The sequence below is a fragment of the Mesorhizobium sp. WSM4935 genome, assembly GCF_029625735.1.
Classification (GTDB): Bacteria; Pseudomonadota; Alphaproteobacteria; order Rhizobiales; family Rhizobiaceae; genus Mesorhizobium.
Genome location: NZ_JARTVR010000006.1, coordinates 100,494 through 115,205, shown reverse-complemented (window position 1 = coordinate 115,205; position 14,712 = coordinate 100,494). Strand labels below are relative to the sequence as shown.

Genomic DNA, 14,712 nt, shown 5'->3' with positions numbered 1-14,712 from the left:
AAGCGACGGCAGGACGCCACGCGGCCCGCCTCCGCACCATTTGGAATACGGGAAGAACGATGCGCGGATTGATTGCTATAGTTTCCAGCCTGGTCCTGGTGGCCTCGGCCGTGCCGGTGTTGGCGCAGCAGGCGACCAAGATCGGCCAGCACAATGCCTGGGGCACCTACAGCTATCAGTCGGCCGCCGGCAAGGTCTGCTATGTGCTGACCGTGCCCACCGACAAGCAGCCCGCGACGCTCGACCATGGCGACATGTTCTTCTTCGTCAGCCAGCGTCCGGGACAGCAGGTCTCCTACGAACCGCAGTTCATCGCCGGCTACAATTTCCAGGAAGGCTCGAAGGCCACCGTCACGATCGACAAGAAGACTTTCTCGATGTTCACCCGCGGCAAGTCGGCCTGGGTCGAGAATGCCGCCGAGGAGCCGGTGCTGATCGCCGCCATGAAGACCGGCTCCGACATGAAGGTGCAGGCGAAGTCCGGCCGCGGCAATCCCACCTCCTACGTCTTCTCGCTGAAGGGCATCTCGGCGGCGCTGGCTTCGATCGCCAAGTGCAAATAGGCCAGAGCCGCTACAGGCAAACGAACGGCTGATTTGAAGAAAGGCCGGGCCATGGGTCCGGCCTTTGGCGTTCGGCTTGCCTTGCGCCCGCGCCCGTTCTCCCGGCCGGGCGGCGTCGGCCATGTTGCGCGGGCGTCTTCTCGCCTGGAATTCGCCTGCAGCCACGCTTCCGGAAAAATTTGACACTAGGGCGGAATAGTTTCCGGCCGGGACCGGTAGATAGCACAAAAGAGGGAGAACGCTCTTTGAAATATGTGGTCGCGTACATGGCCGCGTCGAAAACAGGGAGCGGCAAGCGCTGGCGTTTTTCAGGGCTTGCAGTCGGGAGGAAGCACGCTCCCATCCGGCCCAGCGGTTGTCTGTCCCTGTCCCTGACCGCTGGGCCGCTTTCATGCCGGCTTCGGCTGGGCAGCGCGGTAAGGTAGGCCCGGCTCGCGCCAATCCAGCTTGAAACGGGCAACACGAGACGGGCGGTATGAGATGGGATGAAAGCGAAATTCGACGTCATACCGCATCTGGAGGATCTGTGGCGTTACGGCAGAGTGCTCACCGGCAATGATTCCGACGCCGATGACTTGGTGCAGGAAGCTCTCGCCCGTGCGCTGTCGATGGCCGGCAGCTACGACCCCTCCAGGCCGCTGCTGCCCTGGCTGATCAGGATTGTCCGCAACACCTTCTTCACAAGCGCCAGCCGGGCCGCTGCCGACAGGCGGCGCCTTGCATCCATCGCCGGCATGTCGGATGCGGCCTCGCCGCCGCCGCAGGAGCACAGCGCCGAACTCTCCAAGGTAGGCAGGGCGCTTGCCCGGATGCCGACCGACCAGGCCGAAATACTCCATCTCGTCGGCGTGCTGGGCTTCACCTATGTCGAGGCGGCCGAACTGCTGGGCATGCCGACGGGAACCGTGATGTCCCGCCTCAGCCGGGCTCGCACGGCCTTGAAGAACAATATGGAAAATATGGACAGCGAAGCTTCCCGTCATTTGAGGATCATTGGAGGGCGTGATGTGGTCCGATAATCGCGTTTCCGAACAGGATATCGGCCGTTTGCTGGATGGCGAGCTGTCGCCGTCGCAGCGGTCCGAGCTGCAAGGCCGGCTTGCCCGCGAGCCCGAACTGGCGGCGGCGGTGTTCGCCCATGCGCAGCGCATGGATGCGCTGCGCGATTCCCAGCCGCGGCGGCTGTTCCCGCCCGGCGCGACCGTCGAAAAGGCGAGACAGCTGGAACAGGCGCTTCGCCGCAGGCGGATGTTCGCCATGCTCAGGCTTCAGGTCGCCGCCGTCGCGCTGGTCGCGATCGGATGGTCGGCCAACTCGCTGACCGTGCCGCTTCGCCAGGGCGGCAAGACGGCGGATCAAACCTTCATCCTGGCGGCGCGGGATGCGCTGCGTGTCGCGCAGCTCAATGCGGGTCCCGAAAAGGGCGTCGAGCTCAAGCAGGACAAGATCCAGCGACTGGTTGGCGCCGTCAATGTCAGCATGCCGACGCTGCCCTCGTCATGGGCCGTCAAGGATGTCCAGGTGCAGCCCTGGAACGGACAGCAGAGCCTGGTCGTCACGGCCGACACGCCGAGCGTCGGGCGCATCACACTTGTGGCCGCGCCGATGAACGGCGAGGACGCCGTTCCCCCGACGCCGGCCACCGACGGCCGCGTGCCGACGGTTTATTGGCAGTCCGGGGGCACGGCCTACGCGCTGATGGGGTCAGCCGCGCCGGATCGGCTCGAGGTGGAAGCAAAGCAGATCGAGGTCGCCACGCGCCGGAGCGTTGCGCCGAAGATAAGAGGTTGATCGCGGCTGCGGTTGCAGAAGGGAAAGAATGCGCCCGATGCTGGAGTTCAAAACCTGTCCCTGCCGCACGCTGTCAGATGGATTCACGCGATGAGCGTCCTGTCATTCGAAAGAAGATATTATCCGTCCACTTGCCCGGTCTGCGCCGGAATGTCCCTGGCAGCCGAGGTCACGGCCCGCAAGGTGGAATTCCAGTGTGCCGCCTGCGGAGCATTCGAGATCACCTCGGCGGCTCGCACCGCGATGAAGGGCCTGTCACGAAAGCACCGCCAATTGTGGCTGTCGCAAGCGCGGCTCCGGGCTTCGACCGTTCCGCTGATCGCTTGCGCGAACGAGACGCTGCCGCGGGTCACCGACCCCCCAGGTGACCCGGGAGGGTGAACGGGAAGCGCTGCGCGCGGGCGTTTCCCTACGGCCCGGCATCTCGGCTTGGGTTGCCGGGCCGTTTTCGCAAAAGAGGAAACAAACCGACTCCGGCCCCCGGGGCCAATATCCCATTAAAACCAGGCGATTGCGATGCGCGTCCATGGCGTTCGACCCGGCACCGAAACGGCGCTGTCGTCCATCGCGGAGTGGCTGCGGAGCCGTGCGCTTCCCTCCTGGCGAAGGCGCGCCATATGCCTCGGAGGCGCCGGGCCGTTTCGGGGCTGACCGGATCGCGCTTCGAGTTATCGGCGAGTGGCCATGCCCCAGCAATCCTCCGCAGACAAATCCGCTCTCGATCTCTATGAGCCGATCAATCCTGAAGCCCGTCGCCGCCGATCTGTGGACCGTGGACGGGCGGCGGATCGGCCTCGGCGTCGGACCGTTTGAATTCCCTTCACCACCCGCATGACGGTCATACGGCTTCGCAACGGCGATCTCTACGCCCTGACCGCGTCGCTCGTTTCGGCCCTGCGCCGCCGGATCGCCTCGGCGATGAAGACGCGCGACAGCGCATGGTAGAGCGGTTCGTTGGAAATCAGCCTCGCCGTTCCGTAGCCCAGCATCGCCGCGCACATCAGCGCGATCACATTGTCATGGTTGCCGGTCATTTCGAGGATGATGACGAAGGCCGTCATCGGCGCCTGCACGACGCCGGCGAAGTAGCCGGCCATGCCCAGCAGCGCCGCGGTCCCCGTGGCCGTGCCGAAGACAAGGCCGAGCGTGCTGCCGAGGCCGGCGCCCACCGCCAGCGACGGCGCGAACAGGCCGCCCGGAATGCCCGACACCATCGACAAGAGGCCGGCTGCGAATTTCTCGACGAAGAAAAAGGCCGGCAGCGGCGTGCCTTCGATCGCGCCGCGCGCCTGCACGTAGCCGGTGCCGAATGTCAGCCCGCCGGACGCGACGCCGATCACCGCCACGGCGAGCCCGCAGATGGCCGCCACGACCAGCGCGCGCGGCAGCGGCTGCAGCGCGTTCCAGCGTCGGATGCGGCGCATGACTTTCAGCGCCGAGAGCGAGAACAGCGCGCCGACACCGCCGCCGATGATGCCGCAGGCGAGCACCAGCGGCCAGTCGGCGGCGAAGGCGACCGTATCCTTGGCGATACCGAAATAGGTGTAGTTGCCGAGCAATCCGAGCGAGGCGAGGCCGGCCAGGATCACCGCCGTCAGCACCAGCCCGTTGGTGCGCGCTTCATAGGCGCGGCCCATTTCCTCGATGGCGAAGACGATGCCCGCGAGCGGCGTGTTGAAGGCGGCGGCGATGCCGGCGGCGGAACCGGCCAGGATCAGCCCGCGCGCCTGCGCCATGCCGCCCCAGCGCGCCGCCTGCAGCATCACCGAGGCGCCGACCTGCACCGTCGGGCCCTCGCGGCCGATCGAGGCGCCGCAGGCGAGGCCGACGATGGTGAGCGCGATCTTGCCCACCACCAGTCTGAGCGACAGGATGCGGCTGCGGTCGTCCTCGTCGCGCAGATGCCGCGCCGCGATCGCCTGCGGAATGCCGCTGCCTTGCGATCCCGGGAAGAAGGCATGCGCCAGCCAGGCGCAGAGCACGAACCCGAGCGGCGTCACGATCAGGGGCAGATAGAAGCGCCAGCCGCCGTCACCACCGGTCATGACATGGAACAGGGCCTGCGCCCGGTCGGCGAGCAGGGCGAACAGGACGCTGATCAGGCCGATCGAGATGGCGCCGGCCCAGAAGACGAGACGCGGCTGCCAGACGCGCCGCGACACCCACATGGCGCGTGAACGCCGCAGCATACGGTATTTTCGGGATATGCCGGCCATGACCGTCCTCGCGATGGTTGCCCGCCCTAGCACACTTGCCGGGCCGATCAACCCTGCGAGGGCGGGGCGGGCGCTATGCCAGCAAAGTCGAGGAACGCTGCTCAAGGACATGCGGCCGGATGGCGAACTCCCCGCCGGCATACCGGCCGGCGGGGAGGTCCGCACGCAGGCTCGGCGAGGTCACATCGCCATTTTCTCACACTCGGCCTGGGCCTTCTTGGTCGACGTATCGATCATGTAGGCTTTGCCCTTGGCGTCGGTGATTATCATCATGCAATGCTTGATCGGTTTCGCCATCTTCATCATTTCGGCGCTCATCTTGGCGTCCGGCATCATGGTGCCCATGTGACCGTCCGGCATGATCGCGGTGACTTGCCCGCCCTTCATCATCGTCATGGCGCCCATCGTATCTTCGGCAAAGGCTTGCGAGGCGCAAAGACCGGCGAGGCCGGCAACGAGTGCGAGCTTGATCGAGTGCATCTGAAACTCCCATTGTTGAGGGGCATGGTCGCCCTCTTCCGGTTCGCGGATGCGCTTCGATTGGTTACGCCAACACGAATATGTGATCGATTTTTCAGCCGAAGATGGCGGCAGCCGGTCACGTTCAGCCACAGGCCAAGGTCAAAATTTATTGACCTCTGTGCCAGTCGATAGCTACCGCTTCGCATGGCTCGGGACATAAAGCAGTCCGGTGCGGTGGGCCGGCTGGGCCGCATGACATCGACGCCGGCTTGAGCGCGGACGGCTCGCACCGGGCCACCGCTTCCTGCGCGACGGAACTGGCGGACAATTGGAACAGCAACTCTTTGCGACAGAACGCGACCCGCGGCTGAAGCTGATCATCCCGGCGATCGTCGCCATCGCCTTCCTGATGGAACAGCTCGATTCCACCATCCTCACCACCGCTATCCCGGCAATCGCGCAAAGCCTCGACACCACCCCGGTCCGCCTCAATTTGGCGATCGCCACTTACATCCTGACCTTGGCCGTGTTCATTCCGGTCAGCGGCTGGTTCGCCGACCGGTTCGGCGCCCGCAAGATCTTCGCCCTGGCGCTCTTCACCTTCACCCTCGGCTCGGTCCTGTGCGGCGTGGCGGACAGCATCGGCATGTTGCTTGCCATGCGCGCGCTGCAGGGGCTGGGCGGCGCCATGATGACGCCGGTCGGGCGGCTGATCCTGCTGCGCTCCTTTCCGCGCAGCGGGCTGATCACCGCCATGACCTACATGACCTTGCCGGCGATCATCGGTCCCGTCATCGGGCCGCTGCTCGGCGGCCTTTTGACCACCTATGCCTCCTGGCGCTGGATCTTCTACGTCAACGTGCCGTTCGGCCTCATCGGCATTTTCGCCGCCCTGCGCTTCGTCGACGATTTCCATGGCGGGGAGCTTCAGCCTTTCGACTTCGCCGGCTTCCTCATGGTGGGCGCCGGCGCAGCACTCCTGCAGTTCGGCCTGGAGAATATCGGCAGGCCAGTCATTTCGCCGCTGGCGACCGTGCTGGTCTTGGCCGCATCGGTCCTGCTGCTCTTCGCCTTCGGCCGCTATGCGTGCCGCGTCGAAGCACCTGCGGTCGATCTCACGCTGTTCCGCTTCCGCTCCTTCTGGGTCGGCACGCTGGCCGGGGGGCTGTGCCGCATCGGCCTCAACGGCGCGCCGTTCCTGTTGCCGCTGATGCTGCAGGTCGGCTTCGGCATGAGCCCGGTCACGTCCGGCTCGCTGACCTTCGTCGGCAGCTTCGGCGCGCTTCTGATGCGGCCGCTGCTGTCGTTCTTCCTGCGGCGCTTCGGCTTCAAGGCCGTGCTGAGCGGCAGTGCGGTGGTCGGCTCTGTTGCCGTGGCGGGCTTTGCCCTGCTCGATGCCGACACCCCGCATTGGCTGATCGGCTGCTACGTCTTTTTCTTCGGCATCGTCCGTTCGGCGCAGTTCATGTCGTCCAACACGCTCTCCTATGCCGACCTGCCGGCCGAGAAGCTCAGCCGCGCCACCAGCCTGGGCGGCGTTCTGCAGCAACTCAGCGTCTCGCTCGGCGTCTCGATCGCCGCCATGGTGCTGGGCCTCGTCTCCGGTGAGGTCCATGCGCCGACGGCGGGTCAGTTCCATTGGGCGTTCCTGCTGACGGCGGTCATCCCGCTGCTTGCTATCCCGGGATTCTTCTTCCTGCATCCGGAAGACGGCCAGCAGGTCAGCGGCCATCGCCGGCGGACGGATACTCAAGGGTAAGGCCGTTGCCAGTCGCAGCTCCCCTTCTCCCTTGTGTGAGAAGGAAAGGCCGGCGCATGACTCCGGCGCCGAGCTGTGCTATGCGCCGCGCTTCCCATGCGGGCCGGTGCTGAAATCGGCCGCAAATCGCTTATATTGGCGCCACCATGACCGTTTCGCTTGATCTTACCGCCGAAGGCGCCCGTGACGCCTTGCGCCGCGCAGCACCGGCCGAGAAGCCGTCGCTGATCGGCCTGACCCGTGCCGAGCTCGGCGAGGCTCTGGTTGCCGCCGGCATCGTGCCGGAGCGCCAGGCCAGGATGCGCGCCCAGCAGCTCTGGCACTGGATGTATGTGCGCGGTGTCTCCGACTTCGCGCATATGTTCAACATCTCCAAGGAATTGCGCGCCGCGCTCGACAAGCATTTCACCGTCGCGCGGCCGGAGATCGTCGAGGAGCAGATCTCCTCCGACGGCACGCGCAAATGGCTGTTCCGCTTTCCGCCGCGCGGCGCCGGCCGTCCCGTCGAGATCGAGACCGTCTACATTCCCGAGGAAGGCCGCGGCACGCTCTGCATCTCCTCGCAGGTCGGCTGCACGCTGACCTGCTCCTTCTGCCACACCGGTACGCAGAAGCTGGTGCGCAATCTGACGACGGAAGAGATCCTGGCGCAGCTGCTCACCGCGCGCGACCGGCTGGGCGATTTCCCCGACCGCGACACGCCGGACGGCGCCATCGTGCCGGCCGAGGGCCGCAAGGTTTCCAACATCGTCATGATGGGCATGGGCGAGCCGCTCTATAATTTCGAGGCGGTGAAGAAGGCGCTGCTGATCGCTTCCGACGGCGACGGACTTTCCCTGTCGAAGCGCCGCATCACGCTATCGACCTCGGGCGTGGTGCCGGAGATCGCCCGCACCGGCGAGGAGATCGGCGTCATGCTGGCGATCTCGCTGCATGCCACCAATGACGACCTGCGCGACCTGCTGGTGCCGATCAACAAGAAGTTCCCGTTGAAGGAGCTGATCGCCGCCTGCAAGGCCTATCCGGGCCTCTCCAACGCCAAGCGCATCACCTTCGAATATGTGATGCTGAAGGACGTCAACGATTCCTTGGAAGACGCCAAGGCGCTGGTTAAGCTCTTGAAGGGCATTCCGGCCAAGATCAATTTGATCCCGTTCAACCCGTGGCCCGGCACCAACTACCAGTGCTCGGACTGGGAGACGATCGAGAAGTTTGCCGACTACATAAACAATGCCGGCTACGCCTCGCCGATCCGCACGCCGCGGGGCCGCGACATCCTCGCCGCCTGCGGCCAGCTGAAATCGGAATCGGAACGCATGCGCAAGGTGGACCGCCTGGCGCTGGAAGCCATGATGATCGCGGGACACGGCGAGGCGTGAGGCGCATCGTCGCCTATCTCATCCGCTTTGCCGTCATCCTGGTCGGCTATGTCGTCGCCTCGCTGGCGGCGAGCGCCTTCCTCAACATCCTGGTCCTGGCGCATCTCGGCTACACGCCCGCCGATCCCGAGCCGACGGCGACCGCCTCGCTTTATTTCTCGGTGCCTTTCGTGGCGCTGTTCGTCGCCTATTTCGCCTTCATGCCGGCGGCGGTCGTCATTTTGATCGCCGAAGTGCTCGGCCGGCGCGACTGGCTGTTCTACGCGCTTGGCGGCGCCGTCATCGCCGTCGTCTTTCTCGGCTTCGTCCATAGCGTGGGCGACGCCAATTTCGATGTCACCGCGACCAACGCCAGATTGGCCGTGATCGGCTGCGGCATGGTCGGCGGCATCTTCTACTGGCTCTCCGCCGGCCGCTGGGCCGGGAGCTGGCGCCGCGAGGCGCTGCCCGATCTGGAATCCTGACCTCCGCGTGAGCCTATCTCGCCTGCGCGGTCAGGATCTTCAGCGCGAAAGCCGAGAACACGCCGCCGAACAGGTAATCGACCACGCGCGTGACACGCGGGCTTGCCTTCATCGCCGCCGAGAACTTTTCCGCCGCCAGCACCATCGGCGCCGTCACCGGGATCGACAGCACGATGAACATCATGCCGAGAAAGAACAGTTTTCCGGATGCGTTCGGATCGTGCGCGGAGACGAATTGCGGCAGGAAGGTCATGAAGAACAGGATGATCTTCGGGTTGAGCAGGTTGACGCCGAGCCCGGCCGCCCAGCTGCGGAACAAGGAGACTTGCGGTCCCGTCCTCTTTTCCGGCGAGAAGGCCGAGCCCTTGGCGACCGCCTGCCAGGCCAGGAACACCAGATAGCCGGCGCCGAAGATCTTCAAGGCGAAGAAGGCCATCGGCGAGGCGACGATCAGCGCCGAGATGCCGACCACCACCAGCGTGGTGTGGATGAGCGTGCCGCAGAGCGCGCCGGCCATCGAGGCGAAGCCGGTGGCGCGGCCCTGGCTCAGCGTGCGCGAGACGAACAGCGTCATGTCCGGCCCCGGCGTGATCGCCAGGATGACGGTGGCGATGGCGAACTGGATGAGCGTCGAAGTGTCGGGAATGAAGGACATGGGGGGGGGGTCGCCTCGGACTGGATCGCACTGCCTATAGCGCGGCGTTTTTTCCCTCGCCAGCCCCTGCCGGAGCAAACATCTGGCCCAGCCTGTGCTATGGCGAGGCGCAGCTTCGTCTCTTGCGCCGCCCGGAAAGGCCGTGATACCTCGCCCGCGAAGCTCTTTTCCCGCGGAACCGCCAAAAATGTCCAAGACCAAGAACGTCAAGAAAGTCGTGCTCGCCTATTCCGGCGGCCTCGACACCTCCATCATCCTGAAGTGGCTGCAGACCGAGCTCGGCGCCGAGGTCGTCACCTTCACCGCCGATCTAGGCCAGGGCGGCGAGCTGGAGCCGGCGCGCCGCAAGGCCGAGATGATGGGCATCAAGGACATCCGCATCGTCGACGTGCGCGAGGAATTCGTCGCCGACTTCGTCTTCCCGATGTTCCGCGCCAACGCCGTCTATGAAGGCACCTATCTGCTCGGCACCTCGATCGCCCGGCCGCTGATCTCGAAGCACCTGGTCGAGATCGCCAAGGAGACCGGCGCCGACGCCATCGCGCACGGTGCCACCGGCAAGGGCAATGACCAGGTCCGCTTCGAATTGTCGGCTTACGCGCTCAACCCGGACATCAAGGTCATCGCGCCGTGGCGCGACTGGTCGTTCAAGTCGCGCACCGACCTTCTCAACTTCGCCGAGCAGCACCAGATCCCGGTGCCGAAGGACAAGCGCGGCGAGGCACCCTTCTCGGTCGACGCCAACCTTCTGCACTCCTCCTCCGAGGGCAAGGTGCTGGAGGACCCGTGGAGCGAGCCGCCGGAATTCGTGCATCAGCGCACCGTTTCGCCGATGGACGCGCCTGATGTGGTCACCGAGATCGAGATCGAATTCCTGAAGGGCGATCCGGTCGCGCTCAACGGCAAGAAGCTGTCCCCGGCCAATATGCTGGCGGCGCTGAACGACCTCGGCCGCGACAACGGCATCGGCCGCCTCGACCTGGTCGAGAACCGCTTTGTCGGCATGAAGTCGCGCGGCGTATACGAGACCCCCGGCGGCACCATACTGATCGCCGCGCATCGCGCCATCGAATCGATCACGCTCGACCGGGGCGCTGCGCACCTCAAGGACGAGTTCATGCCGCGCTATGCCGAGCTCATCTATAACGGCTTCTGGTTCGCGCCCGAGCGCGTGATGCTGCAGGCGATGATCGACAAGAGCCAGGAAGACGTCGAGGGAACGGTGCGGCTGAAGCTCTACAAGGGCAATGTCATCGTCACCGGCCGCAAGTCGAAGAAGACGCTTTACTCCGACGCGCTGGTCACCTTCGAGGACGACCGCGGCGCCTACGACCAGAAGGACGCCGAAGGGTTTATCCGGCTCAATGGCCTGAGGCTGAGGACGCTTGCGGCGCGCAATCGTAAACACTGATATTTTGCCGATACAGCTGCCATCGGATGACCCGGCGGAAACGCCGGGTTTTATTTTTGTACGCTAATATAAGAGGTATTGGTACCGCCCTCATACTATTGACCTGCTCGCGATATGGGCTACTTTGCTCGCGGGACAGGGGGGTGGATTTGAAGAATCGAATTATTTTGCTGCTGACCGCAGCAGTAATCTCAATCGCATGTCAGGTGGCCATTGCGGGCAGCAAGCCCTCAGAACCAAACATGGCCAAATGTGTTGCCTCGGCTCGTGTCTGGGATCTCACGGTCAAGCATCAGCTCGCGTCATTCATGGGCGTGTCATTGGACCGCATGCCAGCGCTTTTTTGTCAGCGCATTTTCGAAGGCGTGCGAACCGGACGCATCAGCTTCTCGGACTTAAATGCCATTCAGTTCAACCAGCCGACGGAAATCTGGAGTGTGATCAAGGGCAAGCCAAGGGCAGCTGCAGTCACGCGAGCCCCAGCGCCGCAGTCGTCCAGGTACCGCAACTGCACTGGCATTGACGGTGCATTCCAGGTTCCGATTTCCCAGAGATGTCCGTTCAGTGGCTATGCGCATGGCGACCAGCCGACAAAAGCAGACACCAGGCGCAGTTCGAAACCGGCCTCAGCGCCACGGTCGACCAAGTACCGCAATTGCACTGGAATTGACGGCACCTTCCAGGTCCCCATTTCCCAGAAATGCCCGTTGAGCGGCTACGCCCATTATTGAGAGGGCCGGTCCGGATTAACTCCAGTTCCCACAAACAGCCCGACACTGGCCGGGCTGGTTGTTGCAGTGAATGCAAATTCGCTCAGTCCGCGTCGATCGCCTCGGCGATGCGGGCGATAGCCTGCTGGTAGACGCTGGCTGAGTTCCAGCCGGCGATGGCGCCCATATTGGCCTCGTAGCTTGCGCCGGCCTGCCAGCCATGCGCCTTGAGATAGTTGGCGGTGGAGGCCAGGGCCGTGTTGCGGTCGCGCAAATTGCCGCTGCCGACGCCGTATTTCAGCACGTTTCCGGGCAGGAACTGCGTGTGGCCGATCTCGCCATGCATGGCGCCGACCGAGGAGGCGCTCAGCGCGCCGCGATCGACGAGCTTCAGCGCCGCGATGGCATGCGGGGTAAAGTACTCGGGACGGCGGCAGTCATAGGCGAGGGTCAGGATGGCCGAGATCGTGTTCTGGTTGCCCATCGAGGCGCCGAAGCCGGTTTCCATGCCCCAGATGGCGAGCAGCACGCCCGGCGGCACGCCATACGTCCGCTCGATATCGGCGAACATCGCCGCATTCGCCTTCTTCAGCGCGCGGCCTCTCGAGATGATGGCGGACGCGCCGCGGCGTTTCATGAACGCCTCCACCGAGCCGCTGAACGCCTTATGGATGGCCCGGTCGGCGGCGATCGTCCTTGTCGCGTAGGTTGCCCCGGCCAGCGCCGAAAGTCCCCTTTGGCCGACGCCGTTGGCTTTGGCCTCGGCGGCAAAGTCCTGCTTCCAGGCGTCGAAGCCGGCGCCGGTCTTGCCGCAGCTGGCCGCGGCCTCGGCCCCCGTCGCCAGCCCAAGCATCGCCACCACCGCCGCGGCGGCCGCGAAAATCCTTCCTTTGGCAAAAAATGCCATGTCCTTCTCCTGGTTGCCTTGAATCACGTCCCGGTTGCGAATTTGCCAGCGAAACGCCGGGTTGTCACCGCCCCCGCGGGGGACGTGGCATCCGACACGGGCGAAAGAAGGGCAATTTGCCGACGATCTAGGGGCAGGTGTGGCGTGCTTGCCGCATGGAGAACGCGGACTGTCGTGGCTCTTGGGCGCCGGTTCCACGGTTTTGCGGCGCAAAGCGCTTCGAGCGCCCGGCCCTTTGCCCGTTCTTCATACGCGGCGAAATGCCCGGGAATGTCGTCGGGAGCCTGGAGAGGCTCAAGCCTGCTCGCGCGCCTTTGACCGGACCGGCGAAAAACCGGGGAACAATTCGTGAGCGGGCGAAAAAGGACTTTAGCCGGAACGCATAAGCCTCTGTCTCGTTTCCAAGCCCGAGGGAGCGTTGAAAACGGAGAGAAAAACCATGAAACGCGTCTTGTTTCCGGCGCTGGCCGGTGCGCTGCTCACTGTCTCGGGCGCCGCTTTCGCCGATACCCCCGTCCAGGCGGTGACGGATCTGAACGTTCGCGCCGGCCCCGGTCCGCAATATCCTGTCATCGGCGTGCTGGCCGCCGGCCAGTCGGCCACGCTCAATGGCTGCATCCAAGGCAGCAAATGGTGCACGATCGCCGAAGCCGGCGGCAAGGGCTGGGTCTATTCCGACTATGTGACGGGCGATTTCGGCGGCAGCCGCGTCGTCGTGACCCGCCGCCCGGCCGACGCCGATATCGCCGTGGTGGCGCCGCCGACCGATGATCTCTACACTACGGGCAGCTACACCGGCGCCATCGTTTCGAGCGACGACGCCATCGAGTCGATCGGCAGACCGCCGGCCGAGGTCGGCACCTATGTCACGACGCACCGGGTCGATCCGGTCTATCTCGAAGGCGAGGTGGTGACCGGCGCCACGCTGCCCGACACGGTCGAGCTGCGCGAGATCCCCGATTATCGGTATCGTTACGTCTATGTGAACAACCAGCCGGCGCTGGTCGACCCCGGCACGCGGCGCATCGTCTATGTGATGCGCTGATCGGGCTTTATCGTCGTGAGAAGAGCGGCCGCCAGCGATGGCGGCCGTTTTTCACTCGGCATACGGCAACCCCCGTGGCGGTAATCGCGCGGTAACCACCGATCTCCTATTTCATTCAGCCTAAGCCTCCGGCAGGGGAGCCGCGTGACGATCGAGAATGCCGCCTTCGAGGGCTATCGCCGCTCGCCGAACGAAAAGACCAATTTGCCGCGCCTGTTCTTCGGCACGGCAATCGTCGTCGCCTTCTGGATGGCGATGACGGCTCTCGTGCTGTTTGCCGGCACCTATGTCTATATCGTCTGGCGCCTTCCCGGACCGTCGACCGGACAGTACATGCAGGATTTCCTGGCATCGCCCGTCGGAATCTTGAGCGCCCTGACCTCCTTCGCCGGCATCTGGATCGGCCTCTGGGTGGCGATGCGCTTCCTGCATGGCGAGCCGCTGTCCGCCCTCTTCGGCGTCACCCGCCGCATCGCCGGCTCGGATTTCCTCAAGGGCCTGGTCGCGGTGCTGATCACCTCGCTGTTTTCGGAGGTACTGCTCTATGGGCTGCAGCCGGAGATCGCGCGCGGACCGATCGCGTTGTCGTCCTGGCTGCTCTTCCTTGTTCCGATCGTGCTGCTCGCTTTCCTGCAGACCTCGTCGGAGGAAATGCTGTTTCGCGGCTATCTGCTGCGCGGCCTCGCCTGTCGCTTCAGGAGCCCGCTGGTCTGGGCGGTGCTGCCGGGCCTGCTGTTCACGTCGCTGCACTGGAACTCGGCCTCGACGCTGGCCATCAATGCCAGTGTCTTCATCTCGATCGGCACCTTTGCGCTGCTGCTGACGCTGCTCGTCTATGTCACCGGCAATCTGGGCGCCGGTTTCGGCGCTCATCTCGGCAACAATCTCACCGGTTTCCTGCTGATCTCGCATCAGGAAGGCTATAATGGCTTCGCTCTGCTCAACGCCAAGCCGCTCGAAGGTCCAGGCTGGAGCAATCTGGACGCAGTGCTCATCGCCGCGATCGGCGTCGTCAGCACGCTTCTGACGATGCTTTTGCTTTTACACCGGCGCTCGCCGCTCCGGGTCGGGACGAGCACGCAAAGCCTGGGCTGAGCGATCCCCAAATCGCGGCGTTTTGGCCTAGGTTTGGGCCCAAGCCTTGACTCCACGGCCGATTTCCTGTTCTAGACGCCTCGAATTCCGCGACGAGTAACCTTTCGCGAAAGCCGACCAGGACGCCGAAGCCTCTTTGAGGCCAGTGCTGTAAAGAGATCCCGGAGGCCAACACCCGGCAGCGCGATGCGCCCCCGGGTGCTTTTTGGCTTTGCGCTTTTGCTTGGCGACCCGGTGCGAACGCACTACCTCTCG

At 64.6% G+C, this 14,712-nt stretch carries 14 protein-coding genes; 10 read left to right on the top strand and 4 right to left on the bottom strand.

The features are described 5' to 3' along the window. The first annotated feature begins 59 nt into the window (after window positions 1–59). The 3 genes from P9273_RS16550 (at window position 60) to P9273_RS16540 (ending at window position 2,354) form a co-directional block, all read left to right on the top strand. Entirely contained in the window at window positions 60–563 is a 504-nt protein-coding gene (locus P9273_RS16550; RefSeq protein ID WP_040987887.1) for an invasion associated locus B family protein, read from the top strand. A gap of 485 nt (window positions 564–1,048) precedes the next feature. Continuing rightward, window positions 1,049–1,582, top strand: coding sequence for a sigma-70 family RNA polymerase sigma factor (locus P9273_RS16545; RefSeq protein ID WP_278049879.1), 534 nt, complete (start codon window positions 1,049–1,051; stop codon window positions 1,580–1,582). Then, the gene (locus P9273_RS16540) at window positions 1,569–2,354 is read left to right on the top strand and encodes an anti-sigma factor family protein (protein ID WP_278049878.1); all 786 of its coding nucleotides are present in this window, start codon (window positions 1,569–1,571) and stop codon (window positions 2,352–2,354) included. Before P9273_RS16545 ends, P9273_RS16540 begins: the two co-directional genes overlap by 14 nt. A gap of 863 nt (window positions 2,355–3,217) precedes the next feature. Here P9273_RS16540 and P9273_RS16535 read toward each other — a convergent pair. After that, complete coding sequence (locus tag P9273_RS16535) at window positions 3,218–4,570, bottom strand: chloride channel protein (RefSeq protein ID WP_278049877.1); 1,353 nt, start codon at window positions 4,568–4,570, stop codon at window positions 3,218–3,220. A 180-nt stretch (window positions 4,571–4,750) separates the two neighbouring features. Further along, the gene (locus P9273_RS16530; RefSeq protein WP_278049876.1) at window positions 4,751–5,050 is read right to left on the bottom strand and encodes a hypothetical protein; all 300 of its coding nucleotides are present in this window, start codon (window positions 5,048–5,050) and stop codon (window positions 4,751–4,753) included. 310 nt (window positions 5,051–5,360) lie between these two features. Here P9273_RS16530 and P9273_RS16525 point away from each other — a divergent pair, with 310 nt between their 5' ends. From P9273_RS16525 to P9273_RS16515, 3 genes are all read left to right on the top strand, one after another. Then, window positions 5,361–6,791, top strand: a complete 1,431-nt coding sequence (locus tag P9273_RS16525) for a DHA2 family efflux MFS transporter permease subunit (protein ID WP_278049875.1) — start codon at window positions 5,361–5,363, stop codon at window positions 6,789–6,791. 146 nt (window positions 6,792–6,937) lie between these two features. Further along, a complete protein-coding gene (rlmN, locus tag P9273_RS16520; RefSeq protein ID WP_278049874.1) occupies window positions 6,938–8,170 on the top strand; it encodes a 23S rRNA (adenine(2503)-C(2))-methyltransferase RlmN in 1,233 nt (410 codons plus the stop codon). Further along, window positions 8,167–8,634 (top strand): hypothetical protein, encoded by a 468-nt coding sequence (locus tag P9273_RS16515; RefSeq protein ID WP_278049873.1) that lies wholly within the window; start codon window positions 8,167–8,169, stop codon window positions 8,632–8,634. The genes rlmN and P9273_RS16515 overlap by 4 nt, the downstream gene beginning before the upstream one ends. Window positions 8,635–8,647: 13 nt before the next feature. Here the strand turns inward: P9273_RS16515 and P9273_RS16510 are convergent, their stop codons facing one another. Next, a complete protein-coding gene (locus P9273_RS16510) occupies window positions 8,648–9,289 on the bottom strand; it encodes a LysE family translocator (protein ID WP_278049872.1) in 642 nt (213 codons plus the stop codon). Between the two features lie 187 nt (window positions 9,290–9,476). Here P9273_RS16510 and P9273_RS16505 point away from each other — a divergent pair, with 187 nt between their 5' ends. Beyond that, window positions 9,477–10,700: an argininosuccinate synthase gene (locus P9273_RS16505; RefSeq protein WP_278049871.1), complete on the top strand. Its 1,224-nt coding sequence runs from the start codon at window positions 9,477–9,479 to the stop codon at window positions 10,698–10,700. A gap of 143 nt (window positions 10,701–10,843) precedes the next feature. Then, window positions 10,844–11,431 carry a hypothetical protein gene (locus tag P9273_RS16500; protein WP_278049870.1) on the top strand — a complete coding sequence of 196 codons (588 nt, stop codon included), beginning with the start codon at window positions 10,844–10,846 and terminating at the stop codon, window positions 11,429–11,431. Window positions 11,432–11,513: 82 nt separating this feature from the next. Here P9273_RS16500 and P9273_RS16495 read toward each other — a convergent pair whose 3' ends face one another. Continuing rightward, window positions 11,514–12,317: a lytic murein transglycosylase gene (locus tag P9273_RS16495; RefSeq protein ID WP_278049869.1), complete on the bottom strand. Its 804-nt coding sequence runs from the start codon at window positions 12,315–12,317 to the stop codon at window positions 11,514–11,516. A gap of 439 nt (window positions 12,318–12,756) precedes the next feature. On the opposite strand from P9273_RS16495, the gene P9273_RS16490 reads away from it, so the two are divergent. Together P9273_RS16490 and P9273_RS16485 are read left to right on the top strand one after the other, a co-directional pair. Beyond that, window positions 12,757–13,362 (top strand): DUF1236 domain-containing protein, encoded by a 606-nt coding sequence (locus P9273_RS16490; RefSeq protein ID WP_041000439.1) that lies wholly within the window; start codon window positions 12,757–12,759, stop codon window positions 13,360–13,362. Window positions 13,363–13,506: 144 nt separating this feature from the next. Continuing rightward, window positions 13,507–14,457, top strand: a complete 951-nt coding sequence (locus P9273_RS16485; protein ID WP_278049868.1) for a CPBP family intramembrane glutamic endopeptidase — start codon at window positions 13,507–13,509, stop codon at window positions 14,455–14,457. Window positions 14,458–14,712: the final 255 nt, after the last annotated feature.